We start from the raw sequence: 21,572 nt of genomic DNA, 5'->3' as shown, positions 1-21,572 counted from the left end.
GTCAAGCGAGGATCCCCGCGTGGAGCAGCTTCAGATACTGCTCCGCGAGGGTCTCGGGGGTGTGGCGGCCGCCGGGGCGGTACCAGGAGACGGTGGACCAGACGCCGTCACGGATGAACCGGTAGGTCAGCGCAGGGTCGAGGGAGGCCTGGAAGGCACCCGAGGCCTGACCGGCCTCGATGACCCGGATCCACAGCGCCTCGTTGTCGCGCGAGCGCTCGGCGACGAACTCGAAGCCCTCGACGGTCGCCAGGAAGGACGCCTCGTTCTGGTAGAGCGCGACGGCGAGCCGCTCGTTGTGGATCGTCCGGAACGACTCGGTGATCAGCCCGTCCAGATCGGCCTGCGGGTCGACCCCGCTCTCGACGATCTCGGTGAACCGTGCGTTGAGGCCGTCGAGGAACCCGGACAGCAGCTCGGTCAGCATCGCTTCCTTGGAGCGGAAGTGGTGGTAGAGCGAGCCGGACAGGATCCCGGCAGCATCTGCGATGTCGCGTACGGTCGTCTGGGCGAAGCCCTTGGTCGCGAACATCTCGGCAGCCAGCGTGAGCAGCTCGGCTCGCCGCGACGACCCCGACGCCGTCCCCCGCCTTCTCGGCGCAACCCCCGTGTCAGTCATGGACGAAGCCTACCAAACAAGCAGTTGCTCAACTACGCTTGCGAGGGTGACCCCGCGCACGATCCCCGCCCTGATCGAGAAGGCCAAGCAGACGTACGCCGACCACCCGGCGATCGTCGACGGCCCCACGACGCTCAGCTACGCCGAGCTCGCCGACGCAGCAGACCGGACCGCGCGCGCCTTCCTGGCCAGCGGCGTACGCAGCGGCGACCGCGTCGCTATCTGGGCGCCCAACCGCTGGGAGTTCCCGGTCGCGGTTCTCGGCGCGCAGACGATCGGGGCGGCCGTGGTGCCGCTCAACACCCGTTACCGGGGCCATGAGGCGCGCGAGATCCTGGAGCGCTCCCGCGCCACGGCGCTGGTCACCGTCAACGGCTTCCTCGGCACCGACTACGTCCAGATGCTCCACGACGCCGGCCCGCTCCCGGAGCACCTCCTCACCATCGTCGACCTCGCCAACGGCTGGGAGGAGGTCCTCGCCAAGGGCGCGGAGATCCCCGACCAGCGGCTCGAGGACGCCAAGGCGTCGGTCACCCCCGACACCCTCGCCGACCTGCTGTTCACCTCCGGCACCACCGGGAAGCCGAAGGGCGTGATGAGCGCTCAGCGGCAGACGATCGGCGTCGCCGACGTCTGGGCACGTGGCGCCGAACTCACCACGCGGGACCGGTACGCCATCGTCAACCCGTTCTTCCACGGCTTCGGCTACAAGGCGGGGTTCATCGCGGCGTTCACCTCGGGCGCGACGGTCTACCCGATCGCGACCTACGACCCGACCCAGGCGCTGCAGCTGATCCAGGACGAGCGGATCACCGTGCTCCCCGGCGCTCCCACGATCTTCACGACCCTCATCAACCACGAAGACCTGAAGGCGTACGACCTCTCCTCGCTGCGCTTCGCGATCGCCGGCGCCGCGAGCGTGCCGGAGAGCCTCTTCGCCGACATGCGCGACATCCTCGGGATCGACGAGGTCAAGGGTGCGTACGGCCTGACCGAGTGCATGGTCGCCACCACCACCCGCCCCGGCGAGGATCCCGAGCACGTGGCCAAGGTGGTCGGGCCGGCGGTCGAGGGCCTGGAGATCCGCACCGTCACCGCGGCGGGCGACGACGCGGAGCCGGGTGAGGACGGCGAAGTCTGGATCCGTGGCGACAACGTCATGCTCGGCTACTTCGAGAACCCCGAGGCGACCGCCGAGGCGATCGACGCGGATGGCTGGCTCCACACCGGCGACGTCGGATTCCTCGACGAGCACGGCTGCCTGAAGATCACCGACCGGATCAAGGACATGTTCACCGTCGGCGGCTTCAACGTCTATCCGGCCGAGGTCGAGAACACCCTCGCCGGCCACCCCGGCATCGTCGAGGCCGCGGTCATCGGCGTCCCCGACGCACGCCTCGGCCAGGTGGGCAAGGCCTTCGTCGTCGTACACGACGACCTGAGCGCCGACGAGATCGCGGCCTGGCTCAAGGACCGCCTCGCCAACTACAAGCAGCCGAGGGCGTACGTCCTGGTCGACAGCCTGCCGCGCAACGCGAGCGGCAAGGTCCTGAAGACCGATCTACGCGACACCTCGAAATAGCGGGACACCCCACGGGGCGGGGGTATAGGTTTCCTCAGCCCGTTCTTTACTTCCCCCACGGAGGCTTCGATGCCCCGACGCGCCACGATCGCGTCCCTCTCCGGCACCACCCTCATTCTCGGCGCGGCCGCAGTGGCGATCCCCCTGACGCTGAACTCCGCCACCGCCGAGCCGACCACGTCCGGCCCGCTGGCCGCGTTCGCCGCCGCGAACAGGGAGCCGTCCACCCTGCCCGCCGGTTCGGTGGAGTCTCACGTCGAGGAGGTCGCACTGACCACCTCGGCCGGCAAGGCGACCGAGCACGCGACGAAGGTCGACAAGCCCCGCACCGACGTCATCAAGAGCGAGCCACAGGACGTCACCGGCTTCGGCGTCGTCGGCGTGACCTGGTCCGGCGACATCGCCGAGGACGTACGCCCCGAGATCCGCACACTGAAGGACGACGTGTGGTCGTCGTGGAGCCCGATGGTGGTCGATCTCGCGGACCACGGTCCGGACGCCGGCACGGCGGAGGCGAAGGGCGTCCGCCCGGGCACCGAGGAGTTCCTGGCCGGGCACGTCGACCAAGTGCAGACCCGGATCATCGTCCCTGACGCCGCCGAGATCCCCGGCGACCTCGAGCTCGCGGTGATCGAGCCGGGCAAACCTTCGGACACGGTCGAGGAGCTCCCCGAGATCGAGACCGACAAGGACAAGCCCCGGGCGACCAACGTCCACAACGGCAGCAGGGACTCCGACCTCAACCTGGTCGCGTCGACCTACACCTCGAGCCCGACGATCTACAGCCGGGCGCAGTGGGGCGCCGACGAGACGCTCCGCGAGCAGACGGCCCCCTCCTACCGCCAGATCCACGGCGGTTTCGTCCACCACACCGCGGGCACCAACGACTACACCGAGACTGACGTCCCCAGCATCATCCGGGGCATCTACGAGTTCCACGTGACCACCCGCGGCTACCGCGACGTCGGCTACAACTTCTTCGTCGACAAGTTCGGCCGCATCTGGGAGGGCCGCCACGGCGGCGTAGCGCTGCCGGTCGAGGGCGCCCACACCAGCGGCTACAACTACGACAGCTTCGGTGCGTCGGCGCTCGGCTGCTTCGACACGGTCGCGGCCGGCTGCCTCGACGACGCCGGCGCGGCGCAGAACCAGCCCGCAGACGCGATGATCCAGGCGTACGGCTCTCTCTACGCGTGGAAGCTCTCGCTCCACGGCGTCACCGCCAACGCCACCAACGTGTCGCTGACCAAGACCGACGGCACCAAGACGGTCTTCCCGCACGCGATCAACGGCCACCGCGACGCGGGCAACACCATCTGCCCGGGCGCAAACCTCCAGGCCAAGCTCCCCAACATCCGTACGCTCGCCGGCAGCCTCCAGAAGAGCTGGAGCGGCCGCGACCTGGAGTCCCACATCGCCGGCACGAGCCACTCCGACTTCGTGGCACGACGGGCCTCCGACGGCCGGATCTTCACGCTGCGTACGGGCGGGTTCACCGGGTTCAACTCGACCAAGACGTCCACGACGGTCGGCAGCACCGTGCGCGAGGCCGTGGTCACCCCGGACATCACCGGCGACGGCAAGGCCGACCTGATCCAGGTCCGCACCGACGGCTCGGCCGGCATCCGCAAGGGACGCGGCGACGGCACCTTCGCGGCGGTCTTCAAGAACCTCGGCAAGAGCACGTTCTACGGGGTCTCCAAGATCACCGCGACCGGCAACATCGGCGGCACCTCGGCCAACGACCTGGTCGGCAAGAACGCGAAGGGCTACCTGGTCCGCTACACCGGCAACGGTGCTGGCGGATTCACCCGGGCGGGCACGACGCGCTCGCTGAGCGGCTTCGACAAGCTCGCCGCGACCGGCGACGTCAACAAGGACGGCAAGCGCGACCTGATCGGCCGCAAGTCCGGGGCGCTCTACTACTTCAAGGGCTCCGGCAGCGGTACGTTCGGCTCGCCGATCAAGCTCGCGACCCAGAGCCCGTCGTGGTCCTCGCTGGTCCAGATCAGCGGCTACGGCGACTTCACCGGCGACGGCCGCGGTGACCTGATCGGCCGCGACGGCTCCAACCGCGGCTGGATCTACCCGGCCTCCGGCTCGGGCTTCGGCAAACCGTTGGGGCCGTACGCAGACATCAACCGCACCCTCGTCGGCGCGGTCAACCTCGTCGGCAACAGTCTCCCGGACCTGGTGATGAAGTCCGGCTCGACGCTCTACGTCAAGCCGAACAGCGGCCGGGTCAGCCTGGCCGCGCCGGTCGACAGCGGCATCACCCTGACGAGCACCACCGCACTGATGAACGCCGGCGACTGGAACCGCGACGGCAAGGGCGACTTCCTGGCAAAGATGTCCGACGGCTCCGTACGCCTCTACCGGGGCTACGGCACCGGCAAATTCACCAGCCCGGTCACGATCGCGACCGGTCTCGGCACGGTCAGCGTCATCGACGCCGTCGGCGACGTCACCGGCGACGGCTATCCCGACCTGATGGGACGCACCTCCGGCGGCACGATCAAGCTGTGGCCGGGCAAGGGCACGACCAAGGTCGGCGCGTCGATCACGATGAAGTCCTCGGCCTCGGGCACCCGCCTGGTCGGCGTCGGACGCTGGAACAGCAGCAACACCCCCGACGTACTCTTCGTCAACGGCACCAGCACCGTCGTCCACGAGAGCAACGGGCCTGGCGGCCTGGTCTCCACGCAGACCCTGTCGATCAACCTGTCCGGCTATGACGCGGTGCTCGGCGTCCGCGATCTGCGGGCCGGCTCAGGCGGCGACCTGATCGTGCGCTCGGGCAGCTACATCTATGCGCTGGAGCGCAACAGCACCGGCACCGGCGTGACCCGGACCTACCTGGGCGCGCTGTCGGGCTACAACCTGCTGGGCTGAGCCACAACTCACGCGGAGAGTCGGCGCTCCTGGTTGACCCGGAGCGCCTTCTCGGCGAGGTCGGAGCCGGCGGAGGCGTACAGGTTCAGGACGGCGTGGGCGCCGCGCTTCTTGAGCTCGTCGCGCTCCTCGGGGCGCAGGGCGATGGCGGCGACGGTGCCGGTGAACCCGAGCTTCTGGAGCAGGTCCATGGCGAGCAGGTTGTCGCCGTGGAAGGGCATGGTGAGGACGACCAGCTCCATGCCGGTGCCCTTCTTCACCCGCTCCCAGAAGTCCTGGTCGGTGGCGTCGGCCTCGACCACGTCGAAGCCCTCCTCCTTGAGCGAGTCGGCCCGCAGCGAGTCGTGCTCGACCGCCAGGACGTGGTAGCCCTGGGTGTCGCGCAGCTCCTCGTAGGTCGTACGCCCCACCCGGCCCATCCCGACCACCAGCGCCTTGGCGTCACCGAGGTTGATCGGCCGGTCCGCCTCCTGGAGCCGCTCGGACCTCCGCTCCGGCAGCCGACGGTTGAGCAGATTGATGATCGCCGGGGCGTACGCGTTGAACACGGCGTCCACCAGGAACGAGAGCGCGGTCGCGACTGCGAGCACGGTCTGCCACTGGGCCGATGCGAGGCCGGAGGCCGACGCGATGACGATGACGATGAGCCCGAACTCGGAGTAGTTGGCCAGGGTGAACGAGGCCAGCGTCGCGGTGCGGTAGCGCAGCCCCATGAACGCGAAGATCACCACGTACGCCGCGGCCTGGAGCGGCAGCAGGAGCTGCAGCACGGCGGCCAGGGCGAAGTCCTCCAGCGAGGGCACCCCGGTCAGTCCGATGCTCAGGAAGAACGCGATGAGCAGGAGCTCCTTGGTGCTGAACAGCAGCTTGGTCAGCGCCGGCGCCTTGACGTGCGACCCAAGGAGTACGCCGACCACCAGGGCTCCGAGGTCGCCCTTGAGCCCCACGGCCTCGAAGAGCCAGTAGCCCGGCACGAGCGCGATCGTCAGCCCGAAGAGGGCGGTCAGCTCGGCGGAGGTGATCCGGTCCCAGACCAGGTGGGCGAGCCAGGCGCCCGGGAGGAGCAGCACCAGCGCGAAGACCCACGGCGAGGGCCAGTGGCCCTTGGAGATGGTCAGGAACGCCACCGCGACGATGTCCTGCATGACCAGCACACCGATCGCGATCCGGCCGTAGAGGGTGTTGTTGTCGTGGCGCTCGTCGAGGACCTTGATCGCGAAGACGGTCGAGGAGAACGAGAGCACGAAGGCGATCAGCGCCATCTCGCCGAGGTCGGCGTCGGCGAGGAGCGCGAACCCGAGCGGTGCGATCCCGGCCAGCATGCCGATCCCGATGACGACGCTGAACCCCAGGTGGGCGAAGGTGCTCAGCCACACGTCGGGCCGGAGCAGCGATCTCACGTCGAGCTTGAGACCGATGCCGAACAGGAGCAGCGTGACGCCGAGCTCGGACAGGGTGTGCAGCCCGTCCAGCTCGCCGACGCCGGCGGCGTGCAGCCCGAACCCGGCGGCGAGGAAGCCGACCATGGGCGGAAGCCTGAGGAACATCGCGACCAGCCCCGCTCCCAGTGCGACGAGCAGGTAGAGCGCGGTCAGCGACATATGGACGTCCCCCAGGGTGAAGCTCGACGGTTCGGACACACGTACGATACCGCGTGATACCACTCAGGGTTACAGTGGGTCCATGGCTATGACTCTGCGACTCAGCGAGGCCGACGACCGGCTGCTGACCGACCGTGCCCGGACGGAGAACCGGTCCAAGCAGGAGATCGCTCGCGAGGCCATCCGCGCCTACCTCAACGACCACGAGCGGCGCATCGAGGATCTCGAGGACGACCTCGCCCTCGCGCGCTACTCCCTGCGTCGCGAGCTCGGCGAGGTCAGCTACACCCCGCATGCCGAGGCTCGGCGTGCCCTCGGCCTCGACCGCCCCGTCGGCGAGTGACCTATCAAGTCGTCTGGGCCGACGAAGCGCTGCAGTCGGCCGAGGCGTACGTCGACGACGACCCCATCGGCCTGATCCAGGTCTTCGACACCGTCGACACCCTCACCGAGACCCCGCGCGACGTCGGCGCCTACGCCTGGGGCAAGGACCGCTACCGCCTCCGCGTCGGCCGATACCGCATCGTCTACGTGGTCGAGGAGCGCCGCATCACCGTCGCCGTCATCCACCTGGGGCGCCGCAGCGTCTAGCCGCCGAGTCCGCAGTTGTGGGCGACGAAAGTGGAGTTTCGTCGCCCACGACTACCTTCTCGGCACGCCATTTCTACCGATTCGGCGGGGTCAGCTCAGCCGCTCGATCACCAGCGCCATGCCCTGGCCGCCGGCGGCGCACATGGTCTCGAGGCCGTAACGGCCGCCGGTCTCCTGCAGACCGTGGAGAAGCGTGGTCGTGAGGCGGGCGCCGGTGGAGCCGAAAGGGTGGCCGAGGGCGATCGCGCCGCCGTTGACGTTGACCCGCTCGGGGTCGAGGCCGATCTGGGCGATGCTGGGGAGCACCTGGGCGGCGAAGGCCTCGTTCATCTCCACCAGGTCGATGTCGTCGGGAGTGAGCCCGGCGCGAGCGAGCGCCTGGCGGGAGGCCTCGACCGGCCCGAGGCCCATGATCTCGGGCGAGAGCCCGGAGACTCCGGTCGACACGATGCGCGCGAGCGGCCTGATCCCGAGCGCCTCGGCGCGTACGTCGCTCATGATCACCAGCGCGGCCGCGCCGTCGTTCAGGGGGCAGCAGTTGCCGGCGGTGATGGTGCCGTTCTCGCGGAAGACCGGCTTGAGGCCGGCGACCTTCTCGAGGGTGACCCCGGCTCGCGGCCCGTCGTCGGTGGCGACGACCTCGCCGGACGGCAGCGTCACCGGCGTGATGTCCCGCTCCCAGAAGCCCCGGGCGGCGGCGGCCTCGGCGCGGTTCTGGGAACGTACGCCCCACTCGTCCTGTGCCTCGCGGGTGACGCCGTACATCTCGCCGACGTTCTCCGCGGTCTCGCCCATCGCGAGGTGGTAGTCGGGCAGGTCGCCGGCCTCGCGAGGGTCGGTCCAGGCCTCGCCGGCGGCCACCCGTGCGGCGCCGCGTTCGCCCGCCTTGAGGAACTCCTCGGCCTTGGTGTCCGGCATCCCGTCGGCCTTGCCGCGCTCGTAGCGGGACACGCACTCCACCCCGGCCGAGACGAACGCGTCGCCCTCCCCCGCGCGGATCGCGTGGAAGGCCATCCGGGTGGTCTGCAGCGACGATGCGCAGTAGCGGTGGACCGTGGTGCCGGGCACCGCGTCGAGCCCGAGCCGCACCCCCACGACACGGCCGATGTTGTAGCCCTGCTCCCCCGCAGGCTGGGCACAGCCCATCATCAGGTCGTCGATCTGCGTCGGATCGAGCTCCGGGACCGACGCCAGGGCGCTGCGTACGATCTGCTCGGCCAGTACGTCGGGACGCAGGTCCTTCAGCGAGCCCTTGAAGGCGCGGCCGATGGGTGAGCGGGCTGCCGAGACGATGACGGCTTCGGGCATGGGGGCTCCTCAGGAGTTGGGGGTGTGCTGGAGGAAGGCGGGCCACTCGCCGCCGCCGTCGACGGCGAGGACGGCGCCGGTGATGTGCGCGGCGAGCGGGGAGGCGAGCAGGAGGCAGGCGTCGCCGACCTCCTCGGGGGTCGCGAAGACGCCGCGCGGGATGGTCGCGGCCACCGCAGCGCGCTGCTCCGGGCTGCCGTAGTGGTCCTCGGACCCCGGCGTGGCGACGAGCCCGCAGGAGATGGCGTTGACGCGTACGTCAGGGGCCCACTCGACCGCGATCGACCCGGTCAAACTCTCGACGGCCGCCTTCGCGGCCCCGTAGACCGCGGTCCCGGGACTGGGCCGCCGTGCCGAGATCGAGCTGATGTTGACGACGGAGCCGCGAGAGGCCTTCAACGCCTCGTACGCCGCCTGGCTGACGTAGGCGGTGGCCAGGAAGTTGAGCGCCGAGATCTTCTCGTGGAACCGCGGCGACGCGGTCGCGAAGTCGGCGTAGGGCGCGCCACCGGCGTTGTTGACGACCACGTCGAGCCGCCCGAGCCGGGAGGTGATGGCCGCGATCCACGCCGCGACCTGCTCCGGATCCCGCACGTCCACCTGGGAGAAGACCGGCTTGCGCCCGTCGATCACCGGAAGCTCAGCCGGAGCAGTCCGGCCGCAGATCTCGACCTCCGCGCCGGCCTCGAGGAATCGCGCGACGATCCCGGCGCCCACGCCGCGCGCGCCACCGGTCACCGCGACCACCTTGCCGCTGAAGTCGATCTCGACTGCCATGTGCGGCAGTCTAGAACGGCTACCAAGCAAATGCTAGGTTGATGATCGCGGTGACCGGATCAGAGGGTCAGGCGCAGCGCCTCAGACGCAGTGCACGTCCACCCAGTAGGTGTGGTCTCCACTCATGTGCTTCTTGACCTGGATCGGGACGGTGACCGAGCCGTTCGCGTCAGGCAGGAAGGTCTGCCCGGCGTAGTGCACGTCGTCGATCTCGCAGCCGACCTGGTCGGTCACGGTGATCTTGTGCAGACCCGCCTCAGCAGCCTCGACGTGCGCCTCGTGGAACGCGAGGACCGCCGGGTTGTACTCGGAGTACTTCACGTTGTGAGCACCCAGGGTGTCGGTCCACTCGGCAGCCAGACCATCGATGAACGGTCCGCCATGGCGTGAGAACCGGGTGTCGATCTCGACGATCGCCCGTGCCTTGACCTTGAAGTTGTCGGTCTTGCTGTCGGACGGGACGAAACCGTGCCGGTTGCCCGGAGCGGTCGGGTCGAGCGCGTCGTACGGCGTCAGCCAGACCTTGTACTCGCCACCGTTGTTCGGGGTGTCGAGGTAGGGGAACAGCTGCACGGTGATGCCGCCGTCCTCGGCGTCGGTGCCGGTCGCGTGAGCGCAGGCACCACTCGGGGCGACGCTGACGAAGCGCCCGCTGTCGTCGACCTCGACCAGACGGCACTCGACGGCGTCGGTGGAGAGCAGCGTCTTGCCGGAGGGATCGGTCACCTGGAAGGCGTAGATCCCGGCAGGCAGGCCGGCGGCGTCATCGGGAGCGTTGATGCCAGGACCGCCGTTGAGATAGACGTCCTGCTTGGCGGCGTAGTGGTTCAGGTTGACGGGCGCGCCGGTTACGTCGGTGGTGAAGATCGCGCCGGAGAGCTGCAACAACGGTGCAGACGAGGCCGGCATCGACCAGAGCGCCGCCGCGGCGACCCCCGCCGCGACCGCACAGACGAGCTTTCGGATCATGGGTTTCCCCCTCAGATAGATCGGACCTCGAGTCTTTGACGCGCCTCGGCAAAGGCAGCCGTCCTGCCCCGGGTATCACCCGAACCGGGTAGGCGCACGGACTGTGTGATGGGCCACCTCTACGCCACCCACGGGAATACCGGAGACTCCCTCCGTCTTGCGTCAGGAGTGGATCGAGGCCACCGGCCTCGGCAGACCTGAGAGGACCTTCTTGTGACCACGACCGCCGTCGACACCTTCACGGACGTGATCCGCTCGCGCCGTTCCGCGCGAGCCTTCCTGCCCGACCCGGTGCCCGCCGACGACATCCGCGGTGTGCTCGAGGACGCCCAGCGCGCTCCGTCGCACAGCAACACCCAGCCGTGGGAGGTCCATGTCTTCTCAGGTGAGGCCCGCGAGCGCCTCAGCGAGGCGATGCTCAAGGCGTTCGAGGCCGGCCAGATGAGCCCCGACTTCACCACGACGTACGGTGACGACGACAGCGTCCACGTCCAGCGGTCCCAGCAGACCGGGGCCGTCCTCTACGGCGCCCTGGGCATCGCCCGTGAAGACGCTGAGGGCCGCACCAAGGCCGTCGCCGAGAACCTCCGCTTCTACGGCGCTCCGCATGTGGCCCTGCTCTTCGTGCCTGAGCTCGGCGATGTCGTACGCGCTGCCAACGACGTCGGCATGTACGCCCAGAACTTCCTGCTCTCCCTGACCGCCCGTGGCTACCACGGCGTACCCCAGGGCATGCACGGCCTCTTCGCCGACACGGTCCGCGCCCACCTCGGCCTGCCCGCCGACCTCAAGCTGCTCTACGGCATCTCGTTCGGCACCGCCGACCCCGACGCCGCGGTGAACCGGCTCGACGTCGGCCGGGCCCCGCTCGACGACCACATCGTGCTGCACGACACCTCGCTCTGAGCCGCCGCAACGAGCTGTAACACGTCGTTCGTAGCACTTCTCGCCCTATTGCAACGACCGGATAGTGCTCCGAACGACGTGTTACACGTGTGGCGCGCCCGCTTAGCCGGCCGCCGCCACACCGCGGATCTCCGCCACAGACGTACGCTGCGCCCGACCCGCCGCGAAGAGGCTGAGCGCCACCGCGAGCAGGAGCCAGAGGACAAGGCCGCCGACCGGCGCGCCGACCGCGGCACCACTCTGCGCGACGGCGACCCCGCGGAGCGCCTCGGCGGCGAGCGGGACCGGCAGGATGCCGGCGAGCGCACCGAACGGCGCGGACGCGGTGGCGACCGGCAGCAGCCCGCCGAGGGAGACCAGCTGCAGGGCGAGGAAGCCGAGCGAGATCAGCCAGCCACGCCGCTGGCCGGCGAGCGCGACGAGGGCCTGGTGGACCGCGACGAACACCGACGCGCCGAGCACCGCGATCCCGACCGTGGCGACCGGCCGCGCGAGATCGGCGCCGAGAAGATCGGCGGCGACTACGAGGAGCACCGCCTGCGCCACCCCGACGAGAGCCGCCGGCCACAGTCCGGCGAAGGTGAGCCGCCGCGCCGTGAGCGCCTCCCGCAGCCGCCCGGCGGGGAAGGCCGGACGGAGCAGGTAGATCGCGAGCGCACCGAGCCACAGCGCCAGCGCGATCACCGCCGGCGCCAACCGGGTCGCCCCCGAGGTGGAGGTGCCGGAAGCGACCGAGACCTGCACCGGGTCGGCGACGACCTCGGCCTGCTTCTCACCGGGAACCGCGATCTGCGAGGCACCGTCGTCGAGCCCCGAGGCGAGCGAGTCGGCGCCCTCGGTCAGCGAGGACGTACCGGAGGCCAGCGAGTCGGCGCCGGAGGCCAGCGAGGCCGACCCGCTCTCGAGCTGCTGGGTCCCGGAGGCGAGCTGATCGGCTCCGGAGGCCAGCGCGGTGGCGCCGTCGTTGGTCTTGCCGAGACCGGACTCGAGCTCACGCGCCCCCGTGGCGAGGCGGGCATTGGCGTCGGCGACCTGGGATGCCCCGGACGCGACCTTCCCGGCGCCGTCCGCCGCCGACGAAATCCCTGCGCTCAGCTCAGGAGCCGCCTGCGACAGAGCAGAGGCCCCCGAGGCGACCTGCTCCGCGCCTGCGGCGAGCTGGTCGGCCTGCCCGCCACCGGAGCCGACCGCCGCGGCGGTGGCGCCGCACAGCTGCGGCTTGGAGGCCGCGAGCAGCGGGTCGCTCGCGCACGCCTGCGCCCACCCCTTGGCGAGTTGGGTGTAGCCGGCCACTCCCTCCGACACCTGTGAGGCACCGGCGGCGAGCGACGAGGCCTGCGACGGGAGCCCTGCGGTCGACCTCTCGAGCTGGTTCAGCCCGCCACTGAGCTCGTCGGCTCCGGCAGCCAGCGAAGAGGCGCCCTTCGACGCCTTGCCCGCTCCCCCGGCCAGCGATCCCGCACCCGACTCCAGCCGCGCGGTCCCGCCGGCGAGCGTGTCGAGCCCGCCCGCGACCTGCGAGGCGCCGTCGGCAGCCCCGGAGGCACCCGAGCTGAGCGACCGAGCACCGTCGGCGACCTTCCCGGCCCCCGAGTCGGCAGCAGCGGTGCCGTCGGCGAGCTGATCGGCACCATCGGCGGCGTCGGTCAGGCTGGTCTTGAGCTTCCCGGTCTCGTCCCGGACCCCGTCGAGGTAGGTCGTCGTGACCGTACGCCCCAGGGTCGACGCCGACTGCCGCGCGACCTGCCGGGCGATCTCCGCGGTCACCTCGCTGGAGGCGTCGGAGGCCTCCACGCTGACCCGGCCGGCGCTCGGGTCGCTCCCCTGCACCCCTGACAGCGTCTTGGACAGGTCCTTCGGGATCGTGATCACGGCCGCGTACGTCCCGTCCGCGTAACCCTCCCGCGCATCCGCTGCATCGGTGAGCTCCCAGCCGAGCGTCGGGCTCGCCGGCGAACCCGAGGAGGAGACGAGGTCGGCCGCCAGCGCCCGGCCGGCGTAGACCGTCTGCTTGTCCTTCCCGCTCCCCGTCGTCACCGGCTCGTCGAGGTTGACCACCGCGGCCGGCACCTTGTCGAGGTTTTCGGTGCGGTCGCTGAGCGCGACGAGCGCGAGCGCCGTCACGACGACCGGCAGCAGGATCGCGGCCGCCATCAGGCGGCGGCCCGACCACCATGATTTCGTACGTTTCATCGGACTGTCTCCAGGTCGGCGACCGAAGCCGCAGGGTCGGTGAGCTCAGGATCGGGTGAGGTGCGTGCGGGCGCGGCATGCGCGAGCGCGTCCGCGACCTGCGGCACCGCGGGCAGCGACGGCATCCCGAGCAGGACCGTCGTGCCCCGTGAGGTCAGCGCGGACAGTGCCGCGAGCTGCCCGCTGTCGAGCGAGGTCGGGCTGTCGATGGCGACCAGCGCAGGCACCCGCCGGTCACCCACGAGCCGGAGCGCCTCCGCGATGTCGCTCACGAGTGCGGCCCGGGCGCGGACGGCTCCGGCCTCCTCCGGCAGCAGCCGGTCGAGCACCACCAGCTGTCCGGAGAAGCCCAGCCGCCCGGTGAGGGCCGCGAGCGCGGCGGATCGCGCCACCGGGTCGGCCCCATGGATGATCCCGAGCCCTCCCGGCTGCACGTGCAGATCGAGCGGCGCGAGCGCCTCCGGCACCTCGACCTGCCGCGCCCGAACCGCGACCTCCCCGTTCGAGGCGACGTGGTCGGCGTGCTCGAGGTGATGGATGAGCGCCTCGCCCTCGATGTCGAGGACCGGCAGACGCCGGTCCAGCCAGCGCGGCAGCCACCAGGCACCCCGCCCGAGCAGGGCGAGCACCGCCGGCACCAGCGTCATCCGCACCAGGAACGCGTCCACGAGCACGCCCACGGCCAGGCCCAGCGCGATCGGCTTCACGATCGGGTCGCCGTTCGGCACGAAGGCGGCGAAGACGCCGATCATGATGACCGCCGCGGCGGTGACGACCCGGGCGCTGGCGGCGAAGCCGGTGTCCACAGAGCGTCGGGCGTCGCCGGTGTGGACGAAGTCCTCCCGCATCCGGGAGACCAGGAACACCTCGTAGTCCATCGCGAGCCCGAAGAGCACGCCCATCAGGATGATCGGGAAGAACGCGATCACGGGGCCGACCTTGGCGACGTTGAACAGGTCTGCGCCCCAGCCCCACTCGAAGACGGCGGCGACCACTCCGAACGAGGCGGCCACCGACAGCACGTAGCCGAGCGTCGCCTTCAGCGGCACCGCGATCGAGCGGAACACGATCGTCAGCAGGATCAGGGAGAGGCCGACGACGACAGCCCCGAACGGCAGGATCGCCCCGCCGAGCCGCGCGCTGACGTCGATCGCGACCGCGGTCTGACCGGTGACCCGGACGTCCTCGATCCCGAACCGCTTCTCCAGCCCGCCTGAGTCGGCACGGATCTCCTTGACCAGCGCGGCGGTCGCCGGGTCGCTCTTCTCGGTGGTCGGGTAGATCACCACGAGCCCGAGATCGGCGGTGCGGTTCGGGGTCGCCAGCGCCACCTTCTGGACGCCGTCGTAGTCCCCCAACGCCTTGCCCAGAGAGTCCATCACCCCGATCGGGTCGGTGGTGTCGATGATGTCCGCGGTCACGAACAGCGGCGCGTTGTAGCCAGGTCCGAAGTCACGGCTGATCAGGTCGTACGTCTCCCGCGGAGCCGTCCCCGGATCGGCGCTGCCGTTGTCGTTGAGCCCCAGTGCGAGATCGCGCGCCGGGATCGCCAGCACGGCTATCACCAGCAGCGAGACCACGACGGTGAGGACCGGCACCTTGGTCACCAGCCGCACCCAGCGCGCCCCGAGAGTGGTGACGTGAGGCCGTCCCTCGGCGACAGCCTCACGCCGGTGGGCCCGAGACCCAGGCTTCGGTCGGAGCCGCTCACCCGCGAGCGCGAGGAGCGCCGGCACGGCGGTGAGCGCGACGAGCACCGCGACCAGGACGGCGGACGCCGCTGCGTACCCCATGACTGCCAGGAACGGGATGCCCGCGACCACCAATCCGCACAGCGCGATGATGACCGTGACACCCGCGAAGATGACCGCGCTGCCGGCGGTGGCGACCGCCCGGGCGATCGACTCCTCCACCTCCAGGCCGTGAGCGAGTTGACTGCGGTGCCGGGCGATCACGAACAGCGCGTAGTCGATCCCGACCGCGAGCCCGATCATCAGCGCGAGAGTCGGGGTGGTCGCCGAGATGTTGGTGACCGCGGCGACTGAGAAGATCCCCGCCATCGCGATTCCGACCCCGAGCAGCGCGGTCAGGATCGGCAGGCCGGCGGCCAGCAGCGACCCGAACGTGATCGCCAGGACCAGCAGGGCGATGAGGACCCCGATCCCCTCGGTCGCGCTGACGTGCACCCCGGTGACGGTGTACGCATCCCCGCCGACGTGCAGCTCCAGCGACGACCCCGACGGCAGCTCCGCGGCCTCCTCCAGATCATCGGTCACGCCCTCGGGGAGCTCGTCCAGGTCGAGGTCGAACTGCACCGTCGCCAGCGCGTCCCGGCCGTTGTCGCTGACCGTCCTGCTGTCCTTCGCCAGAGGATCGGTGACCGTCGCGACGTGGTCGACCTTCTCGACCGCGTCGAGCACCTCCCGGACCTCCTTGCGGTGGTCCTCGATCTTCTCGCTCTCGGGGGCGACGAAGACGAGCTGGGCCGAGGTCCCGGAGACCTCCGGGAAGCGCTGGGTGAGCGCATCCAGCCCCTGCTGGGACTCGGTGCCCGGGATCGTGAAGTCGTCCTGCAGCTTGCCGCCGAGCGAGATCGTCAGCGCACCGAGCAGCACGGCGAGCAGGAGCCAGAGCGCCAGCACGGTCTTGGCGCGGCGCGCGACCAGACGGCCGAGCCGGTAGAGGTAGGAGGACATGTTCGATACAATAATGCATTCAATACAAAAACGTATCTTCCTGGTATGTGAGGATGGCTACATGACCGAGGTGAAGGCCCCCCGACGACGTACGAACACCCGCGCGCGACTGCTGGCCGCCGCTGTCGACGTCTTCGTCGAGCGCGGCGCCCGCCGCGTCACTGTCGACGACCTGGTCAGCGCCGCGGGCTACACACGCGGCGCCTTCTACTCCAACTTCAACACCGTCGACGAGGTGCTGCTCGAGGCGTTCAAGGAGGAGTCCGAGCGGCTGATCGAGGCCGTACGCACCGCCGTCGGCGAGCACACCGACGCGGAGTCGAGCGGATCACTGATCGGAGCGGCATTCGACGCGATCCGCCCCATGCAGGACCGCTGGTTCGTCCTGCAGAGCGAGGTCGTGCTGCAGAGCCTGCGCGACCCCGACGCGCGGGACATCAGCTCGGCAACCTTCACCGCGCTCAGCGAGCAGCTCGTCGAGGTCGTCGCGCTCGCCCTGGACCGCCTCGACCGCACCTCGACGATGCCGACCGATCTCCTCGCCCAGACGCTGATGGGCGTGTTCCTCCACAGCGTCACGATGCGTACGATCCGCCACGACGACCCGCGGGCGGACCGACTTCTCGACGACGCGCTGCCCCAGATCATCGATGGGCTGTCGATCCCGAGGCCCTCCGCCTAGGCTGAGGCCGATCCCACGTCTCGGGTCGACTCTCAGGGGGTTTGTCACTATGGGCGCACCGACATGGGTGTGGCTGGTCACCGTCGTCGCGATCGTCGGGCTGCTCGGCTTCGACTACGTCTTCCACGTACGCAAGGCCCACACCCCCACGCTGAAGGAGTCGGCCATCTGGTCGGCGATCTACGTCGCGATCGCGCTGCTGTTCGGCGTCGGCGTGCTGATCTTCGGCGGCGGCACGATGGGCGGGGAGTACTTCGCCGGCTACATCACCGAGAAGGCACTCTCGGTCGACAACCTGTTCGTCTTCCTGATCATCATGACGAGCTTCCGGGTGCCCCGTGAGGACCAGCAGAAGGTGCTCCTCTTCGGGATCACGTTCTCGCTGATCGCCCGCACCGCGTTCATCTTCGTGGGCGCCGCGCTGATCAACACCTTCGCCTGGGTGTTCTACCTGTTCGGGCTGATCCTGCTGATGACGGCCGGCAACATGCTGAAGCCCGACGGCCACTCCGACGGGGAGAACGTCGTCGTACGCCTGGCCCGGCGGCTGTTCCACGTCAGCGAGCACTACGACGGCGACAAGCTCTTCACGGTGGAGGACGGCAAGCGCATCCTGACGCCGATGCTGCTGGTGATGGTGGCCATCGGCGGCACCGACATCCTCTTCGCCCTCGACTCGATCCCGGCGATCTTCGGCCTCACCCAGAACGTCTACCTCGTCTTCACCGCGACCGCGTTCTCGCTGCTGGGCCTGCGCCAGCTCTACTTCCTGCTCGACGGGCTCCTCGACCGGCTCATCTTCCTGTCCTACGGCCTGGCCGCGATCCTCGCCTTCATCGGCGTGAAGCTGATCCTGCACGCGCTCCACGAGAACAACATCCCGTTCGTCAACGACGGCGAGCCCGTGCACGTGGCCGAGATCAGCACCGGCCTCTCCCTGAGCGTCATCCTCGGCGTACTCGTCGTCACCATCGTCGCCTCGCTCTTCAGCAAGCGCGGCCGCGCGAAGAACGCCATCGCCAACGCCCGCCGGCACGCCGCCGCCTACCTCGACTCCGAGTACACCGCCGACCCGGCCGAGCGCGAGCGCATCCACAACGCCCTCCTCGCCGAGCGAGACCTCATCGTCTCCCTCGGCCCGAAGTACCTGCAGATCGCCCGCGAGGAGACCCCGCTCATGGAGCTCCTCGAAGCCGCCCTCGCCAGCCACAACGCCGCCGTCGAGCGCGGCGAGGCCACCCCAGCAGGTCCACCGAAGATCCTGCGCAGCGAATGAGCCCCGGTTCGGGTTCTAGCAGCAGACGACCTGCTGCACCTTGAACAGGCTGTCTTCCTGGCGCTGCATGTTGACGTAGCCCTGATCCACCCAGACCACCCGGAAGAGCCCGTCCCCGAGGTCCTCGACCCGCCGCTCGCCGTCGGCGTCGAGGTCGTCGAGGATGTGGTAGTAGAAGCCGTCGCCGCCGTTGGCGTCATCGGTACAGTCCCAGGCAGCCGGGTCGTCGAGGTCGGGCATGTAGAGGCCCGCGGCCTCGCAGTCCCCCGCCTGGAGCGCATCGACGAACCGGACGGCCGCGGTCTCCGCGCCGCTGACCGGCTGCCCCGCCGTCGTCTCTGCGCCGCTGGCCGGCTCTTCGGCCGGACCGCGCGCCACGAACCAGGTCGCGGCGCCGCCCAGCACCAAGGCGGTGACGACGGCGGCCCCGACGAGGACTGCGTTGCGCCGGCCGCGCGCGGGCGGCTGCGGCTGCGGCGTCGGGGACGGCGAACGGAGCACGGTCTGCGCGTCCGAAGGCGGAGGTACGGCGACCGCACGTCCCTCAGCCGCGGCGGTGAGTGCTGCGGCGAAGCTCCCCGCGTCCGGCCAGCGATCCTCGGCCCTCGGCTCCAGGGCTCGCATGATCACCGCGGACACCGTTGCCGGCACGGGCGCGACCGTCCCGAGCTCGGGAACGCGGGAGACGACCGTCAGCGCCGGCGCGGGCGAGCGGCCCGCGAACATCGCCCAGGCGACCGCACCCAGGCTGCGTACGTCGGCGCGATGGTCGATCGGCAGTGACTCGTCGAACTGCTCGGGCGCCATGTAGGCGGGCGTCCCGATCTGCCTCGTCACCTCCGAGTGCTGGTCGAGCGCGCGGGCCACCCCGAGGTCGGCGACCATCGCGCGCAGCCGACCGTCGGACCCGCCGGTGAGCAGGATGTTGGCCGGCTTCACGTCGCGATGGATGACCGAGCGCACGTGCAGCGCGTCGAGGCCGGCCGCGGCCTGTGCCACCAGGTCGGCCACCAGGTGTGGCGGCATCCCCTGAGGGTGCTGGGTGATCAGCTCCGCGACGCTGCCCGCGTCGGCGTACGCCATCACGAAGTAGGGCGCTCCCTCCGGCGTCTCGCCGATGTCGTGGACCGAGACGACGTGGGGCGAGTCGACCGACCGGAGGAAGCGCGCCTCCTGCAGGAACCGCTCTCGGATGTCGGCCGCCTGAGTCCATTGGGCGCTGAGCACCTTCACGGCAACGGGCGAGTCGAGGTCCGGGTCGTGGTAGAGCCACACCTCGGCGAACCCGCCGGAGCCGAGCGGTTTGACCTGGCGCAGGCGCCCGAGGATCTGGGGAAGGGTCACCCGGGACATTATGAGGCCGGACCTCAGCCGGCGCGCGCAACCCGTCGATCTCGCCGACTTCTACTCGGACAACCTGTAGGTCGGAGGCTGGTCAGGCCATCTCCCGCAGTGCTTGGGCCTACCCCTGGGCGGGCGGGAGCCGGACAGCCGGGGGCAGCGGCATCGGCACCGGGTAGGCCTGGAACGACTGAAGCATCAGCGCCGCGAACCGGCGTGATGCGGTTCGTGTCAGCTTCAGTCGACGGTGAGGACTGCCTTGCCGTACGTCCGCTCCGCGCCGGCCGCGAAGGCCTCCGGCAGCTCCCGCCACGGCCGCACGGCTCCCACGACGGGGTCGAGGCGCCCCTCGTGGATCTCGGTCGCGAGCCATGTCATGTCGGGGCCAAGGCCGGTCTCGGCCCCGAGGAAGAACGTCGTCAGGGTCCGGTCGTGCCGGTTCGCGTCGCCGAACAGGTCCCCGTACCCGAAGCGTTCCTCCTCCCCAGCCGCGTGCCCCAGGGCGACGAGCGTGCCGCCTGGCGCCAGTCGCGCGAACGCTCGTACCAGGTGGGAGCCGCCCAGCAGGTCGAGCACGCCGGATACGTCGTCGTTCAGGTCGGACGGCGCGGCGACAACCTCGCGCGCGCCCAGCTCGACCAGGCGCTCTCGCGCGGCAGGGTTCCTGGTCGTGGCGACGACCTCGGCGCCGGCGCGGGCGGCGAGCTGTACGGCGAAGAGCCCGACCGCACTGGTCCCGCCCAGCACCAGCACCCGGCGGCCGAGAACGGGGCCGAGGCGGCGCAGCCCGCGCAACGCGCTGGTGGCGGCGACTGGCACGACGCTCATCACGTTCGGATCGGCTCCGGCGGGGCTGGTCCCTACGGACTCGGCGGTCACCAGCCGTCGCTGCGCCCATGCGCTATCGGGTCCCAGCGACGTCACCACCTGGCCGAGGCGCGGGCCGGTCCCGTCGGCTGCCTCGGCCACGACGACGCCCGCGGCATCCCAGCCGGGGATGATGCCGTCGGGAAGGCTCGGCAGTGCCTCGATTTCGCCGTGGTTCGGCGCGAAGGCTTGCACCTGGATGACTGCGTCGTGCGGTCCGGGTACCGGATCGGGCACCTCACGCAGACCGAGGTGCCTGGATGACGAGTGGTCGACTGTCCATGCGAGCATTTCGCTACTGTATGCCAAGTGCCACTCAGTGCCAAACAGTAGGATGCTCGCATGAGGTCGCAGCCCGGTTCCGGCACGCTTCGCAGCCGGCGCATCGCGCGCAGTCGGCAACAGCTTGTGGAGATCGCTCTGCCTGCCTTCGCCGAGCGCGGGTACGACGCGGTGACCGTCGACTGGCTCTGCGACCAAGCCGAGGTGTCCAAGCGGAGCTTCTTCCGCTACTTCGACGGCAAGGAAGACCTCGCTCTGACCCCGTTGAACGATGTATGGCGCACCCTGATCGCCGATCTCGACGAGATCCTCTCGCGCAGCGGGCCGCTGCTGGAGGTGCTGGGTGATGCGCTCGTCGAAGTCGTCGACCGGATGCCGCCCGGGTGGGAGCGCCTCGCGGTGCTGAGCGCGCGCCTGAGCGGCACCAACCCCGCGGTCGACGCGGCGGGCATGCTGGTGTGCGAGCGCTTCACGCAGGAGGTGGTCGACGCGATCGTGGCGCGACTCACCGATGTATCCGGCGCGGACCTCTCGGCGCGCATGGTGTGCGCTGTCGCGGTTGCCGGTCACCGGGCCGCCGTGGACACCTGGCAGTCGGCGCCCGGCGCCACGACGACCGCCACCCGCGGCGAGTTGTGCGCTTTACTGCGGGAATCGTTCGCCGCCGCCCCGACGGCGCTAGAGACCCGGCTTCCATAACCACGGCCTCGTAGCGGGCCGTGTCAGCCGGCAGCCCGGTCGCGGCCGGAACGCCAAGCCGAGAGCTACGGAGGGAGGTCGGGCGGCGCGCCGCCGTGGCGCAGTGCGGCGATGTCGGCCCGGCGTGCGGTCAGCCATTCGATGTCGGCTGCAACTCGGCGATCGAGCTCGTCGAGCAGCTCCTCTGCGGCCGCCGGGTCGTCCATTACCGCTGGCAGGGCGGACAGCTGGATGCCGATCGCGGTTATTCTCGTGATGCGCAGGAGTCGGACCAGGTGGCCGACGCCGTAG

The 21,572-nt window shown here is 70.2% G+C and carries 18 protein-coding genes; 8 read left to right on the top strand and 10 right to left on the bottom strand.

Features of this window, described 5'->3' with window-relative positions; translation table 11 throughout:
* Position 1 precedes the first annotated feature (1 nt).
* Positions 2 to 619, bottom strand: a complete 618-nt coding sequence (locus ACIO3S_RS21110; RefSeq protein ID WP_160026256.1) for a TetR/AcrR family transcriptional regulator — start codon at positions 617 to 619, stop codon at positions 2 to 4.
* A 46-nt stretch (positions 620 to 665) separates the two neighbouring features.
* Here ACIO3S_RS21110 and ACIO3S_RS21105 point away from each other — a divergent pair, with 46 nt between their 5' ends.
* Together ACIO3S_RS21105 and ACIO3S_RS21100 are read left to right on the top strand one after the other, a co-directional pair.
* Positions 666 to 2,201 (top strand): AMP-binding protein, encoded by a 1,536-nt coding sequence (locus tag ACIO3S_RS21105; RefSeq protein WP_400467701.1) that lies wholly within the window; start codon positions 666 to 668, stop codon positions 2,199 to 2,201.
* Positions 2,202 to 2,270: 69 nt separating this feature from the next.
* A complete protein-coding gene (locus ACIO3S_RS21100) occupies positions 2,271 to 5,093 on the top strand; it encodes an FG-GAP-like repeat-containing protein (protein ID WP_400467700.1) in 2,823 nt (940 codons plus the stop codon).
* An 8-nt stretch (positions 5,094 to 5,101) separates the two neighbouring features.
* On the opposite strand, the gene ACIO3S_RS21095 is transcribed toward ACIO3S_RS21100, so the two are convergent.
* Positions 5,102 to 6,733 (bottom strand): cation:proton antiporter, encoded by a 1,632-nt coding sequence (locus tag ACIO3S_RS21095; protein WP_400467699.1) that lies wholly within the window; start codon positions 6,731 to 6,733, stop codon positions 5,102 to 5,104.
* 43 nt (positions 6,734 to 6,776) lie between these two features.
* On the opposite strand from ACIO3S_RS21095, the gene ACIO3S_RS21090 reads away from it, so the two are divergent.
* A complete protein-coding gene (locus ACIO3S_RS21090) occupies positions 6,777 to 7,037 on the top strand; it encodes a ribbon-helix-helix protein, CopG family (protein ID WP_160026252.1) in 261 nt (86 codons plus the stop codon).
* Entirely contained in the window at positions 7,034 to 7,285 is a 252-nt protein-coding gene (locus ACIO3S_RS21085; RefSeq protein WP_160026251.1) for a type II toxin-antitoxin system RelE/ParE family toxin, read from the top strand. The genes ACIO3S_RS21090 and ACIO3S_RS21085 overlap by 4 nt, the downstream gene beginning before the upstream one ends.
* Before the next feature lie 90 nt (positions 7,286 to 7,375).
* Here the strand turns inward: ACIO3S_RS21085 and ACIO3S_RS21080 are convergent, their stop codons facing one another.
* The 3 genes from ACIO3S_RS21080 to ACIO3S_RS21070 all read right to left on the bottom strand — a co-directional run bounded on the left by ACIO3S_RS21080 (position 7,376) and on the right by ACIO3S_RS21070 (position 10,339).
* Entirely contained in the window at positions 7,376 to 8,593 is a 1,218-nt protein-coding gene (locus ACIO3S_RS21080) for an acetyl-CoA C-acetyltransferase (RefSeq protein ID WP_400467698.1), read from the bottom strand.
* A 9-nt stretch (positions 8,594 to 8,602) separates the two neighbouring features.
* Positions 8,603 to 9,370: an SDR family oxidoreductase gene (locus ACIO3S_RS21075; protein ID WP_350839060.1), complete on the bottom strand. Its 768-nt coding sequence runs from the start codon at positions 9,368 to 9,370 to the stop codon at positions 8,603 to 8,605.
* Positions 9,371 to 9,451: 81 nt separating this feature from the next.
* Positions 9,452 to 10,339: a hypothetical protein gene (locus tag ACIO3S_RS21070; RefSeq protein WP_160026248.1), complete on the bottom strand. Its 888-nt coding sequence runs from the start codon at positions 10,337 to 10,339 to the stop codon at positions 9,452 to 9,454.
* A 213-nt stretch (positions 10,340 to 10,552) separates the two neighbouring features.
* On the opposite strand from ACIO3S_RS21070, the gene ACIO3S_RS21065 reads away from it, so the two are divergent.
* Positions 10,553 to 11,245, top strand: a complete 693-nt coding sequence (locus tag ACIO3S_RS21065; protein ID WP_400467695.1) for a nitroreductase — start codon at positions 10,553 to 10,555, stop codon at positions 11,243 to 11,245.
* 102 nt (positions 11,246 to 11,347) lie between these two features.
* Here ACIO3S_RS21065 and ACIO3S_RS21060 read toward each other — a convergent pair whose 3' ends face one another.
* Entirely contained in the window at positions 11,348 to 13,438 is a 2,091-nt protein-coding gene (locus tag ACIO3S_RS21060) for a YhgE/Pip family protein (protein WP_400467693.1), read from the bottom strand.
* Positions 13,435 to 16,134 (bottom strand): MMPL family transporter, encoded by a 2,700-nt coding sequence (locus ACIO3S_RS21055; RefSeq protein ID WP_400467691.1) that lies wholly within the window; start codon positions 16,132 to 16,134, stop codon positions 13,435 to 13,437. The genes ACIO3S_RS21060 and ACIO3S_RS21055 overlap by 4 nt, the downstream gene beginning before the upstream one ends.
* A gap of 61 nt (positions 16,135 to 16,195) precedes the next feature.
* Between ACIO3S_RS21055 and ACIO3S_RS21050 the strand changes: the two genes are divergently transcribed.
* Both ACIO3S_RS21050 and ACIO3S_RS21045 read left to right on the top strand, forming a co-directional pair.
* Positions 16,196 to 16,816: a TetR/AcrR family transcriptional regulator gene (locus tag ACIO3S_RS21050; protein ID WP_400467689.1), complete on the top strand. Its 621-nt coding sequence runs from the start codon at positions 16,196 to 16,198 to the stop codon at positions 16,814 to 16,816.
* A gap of 49 nt (positions 16,817 to 16,865) precedes the next feature.
* Positions 16,866 to 18,092 (top strand): TerC family protein, encoded by a 1,227-nt coding sequence (locus tag ACIO3S_RS21045; protein ID WP_350839068.1) that lies wholly within the window; start codon positions 16,866 to 16,868, stop codon positions 18,090 to 18,092.
* Positions 18,093 to 18,107: 15 nt separating this feature from the next.
* Here the strand turns inward: ACIO3S_RS21045 and ACIO3S_RS21040 are convergent, their stop codons facing one another.
* Together ACIO3S_RS21040 and ACIO3S_RS21035 are read right to left on the bottom strand one after the other, a co-directional pair.
* The gene (locus ACIO3S_RS21040) at positions 18,108 to 19,436 is read right to left on the bottom strand and encodes a protein kinase (protein WP_400467687.1); all 1,329 of its coding nucleotides are present in this window, start codon (positions 19,434 to 19,436) and stop codon (positions 18,108 to 18,110) included.
* Between the two features lie 234 nt (positions 19,437 to 19,670).
* A complete protein-coding gene (locus ACIO3S_RS21035; RefSeq protein ID WP_400467685.1) occupies positions 19,671 to 20,591 on the bottom strand; it encodes a zinc-binding dehydrogenase in 921 nt (306 codons plus the stop codon).
* 51 nt (positions 20,592 to 20,642) lie between these two features.
* On the opposite strand from ACIO3S_RS21035, the gene ACIO3S_RS21030 reads away from it, so the two are divergent.
* A complete protein-coding gene (locus ACIO3S_RS21030) occupies positions 20,643 to 21,281 on the top strand; it encodes a TetR/AcrR family transcriptional regulator (protein ID WP_400467683.1) in 639 nt (212 codons plus the stop codon).
* A gap of 65 nt (positions 21,282 to 21,346) precedes the next feature.
* Here the strand turns inward: ACIO3S_RS21030 and ACIO3S_RS21025 are convergent, their stop codons facing one another.
* Positions 21,347 to 21,487 carry a hypothetical protein gene (locus ACIO3S_RS21025; protein ID WP_400467681.1) on the bottom strand — a complete coding sequence of 47 codons (141 nt, stop codon included), beginning with the start codon at positions 21,485 to 21,487 and terminating at the stop codon, positions 21,347 to 21,349.
* Between the last annotated feature and the right edge of the window lie 85 nt (positions 21,488 to 21,572).

Origin of the sequence: Nocardioides sp. NPDC087217 (genome assembly GCF_044744805.1) — a bacterium.
Lineage (GTDB): Bacteria > Actinomycetota > Actinomycetes > Propionibacteriales > Nocardioidaceae > Nocardioides.
The sequence above is the reverse complement of the archived record's forward strand: the minus strand, read 5'-3'. Positions and strand labels throughout refer to the sequence as shown.

Bases quoted from the DNA above. Each gene is read 5' to 3' on its own strand.
- ACIO3S_RS21110 (WP_160026256.1), bottom strand. From the start codon at position 619: ATGACTGACACGGGGGTTGCGCCGAGAAGGCGGGGGACGGCGTCGGGG.
- ACIO3S_RS21100 (WP_400467700.1), top strand. From the start codon at position 2,271: ATGCCCCGACGCGCCACGATCGCGTCCCTCTCCGGCACCACCCTCATT.
- ACIO3S_RS21090 (WP_160026252.1), top strand. From the start codon at position 6,777: ATGGCTATGACTCTGCGACTCAGCGAGGCCGACGACCGGCTGCTGACC.
- ACIO3S_RS21080 (WP_400467698.1), bottom strand. From the start codon at position 8,593: ATGCCCGAAGCCGTCATCGTCTCGGCAGCCCGCTCACCCATCGGCCGC.
- ACIO3S_RS21075 (WP_350839060.1), bottom strand. From the start codon at position 9,370: ATGGCAGTCGAGATCGACTTCAGCGGCAAGGTGGTCGCGGTGACCGGT.
- ACIO3S_RS21070 (WP_160026248.1), bottom strand. From the start codon at position 10,339: ATGATCCGAAAGCTCGTCTGTGCGGTCGCGGCGGGGGTCGCCGCGGCG.
- ACIO3S_RS21060 (WP_400467693.1), bottom strand. From the start codon at position 13,438: ATGAAACGTACGAAATCATGGTGGTCGGGCCGCCGCCTGATGGCGGCC.
- ACIO3S_RS21055 (WP_400467691.1), bottom strand. From the start codon at position 16,134: ATGTCCTCCTACCTCTACCGGCTCGGCCGTCTGGTCGCGCGCCGCGCC.
- ACIO3S_RS21050 (WP_400467689.1), top strand. From the start codon at position 16,196: ATGACCGAGGTGAAGGCCCCCCGACGACGTACGAACACCCGCGCGCGA.
- ACIO3S_RS21045 (WP_350839068.1), top strand. From the start codon at position 16,866: ATGGGCGCACCGACATGGGTGTGGCTGGTCACCGTCGTCGCGATCGTC.
- ACIO3S_RS21035 (WP_400467685.1), bottom strand. From the start codon at position 20,591: ATGCTCGCATGGACAGTCGACCACTCGTCATCCAGGCACCTCGGTCTG.
- ACIO3S_RS21030 (WP_400467683.1), top strand. From the start codon at position 20,643: ATGAGGTCGCAGCCCGGTTCCGGCACGCTTCGCAGCCGGCGCATCGCG.
- ACIO3S_RS21025 (WP_400467681.1), bottom strand. From the start codon at position 21,487: ATGGACGACCCGGCGGCCGCAGAGGAGCTGCTCGACGAGCTCGATCGC.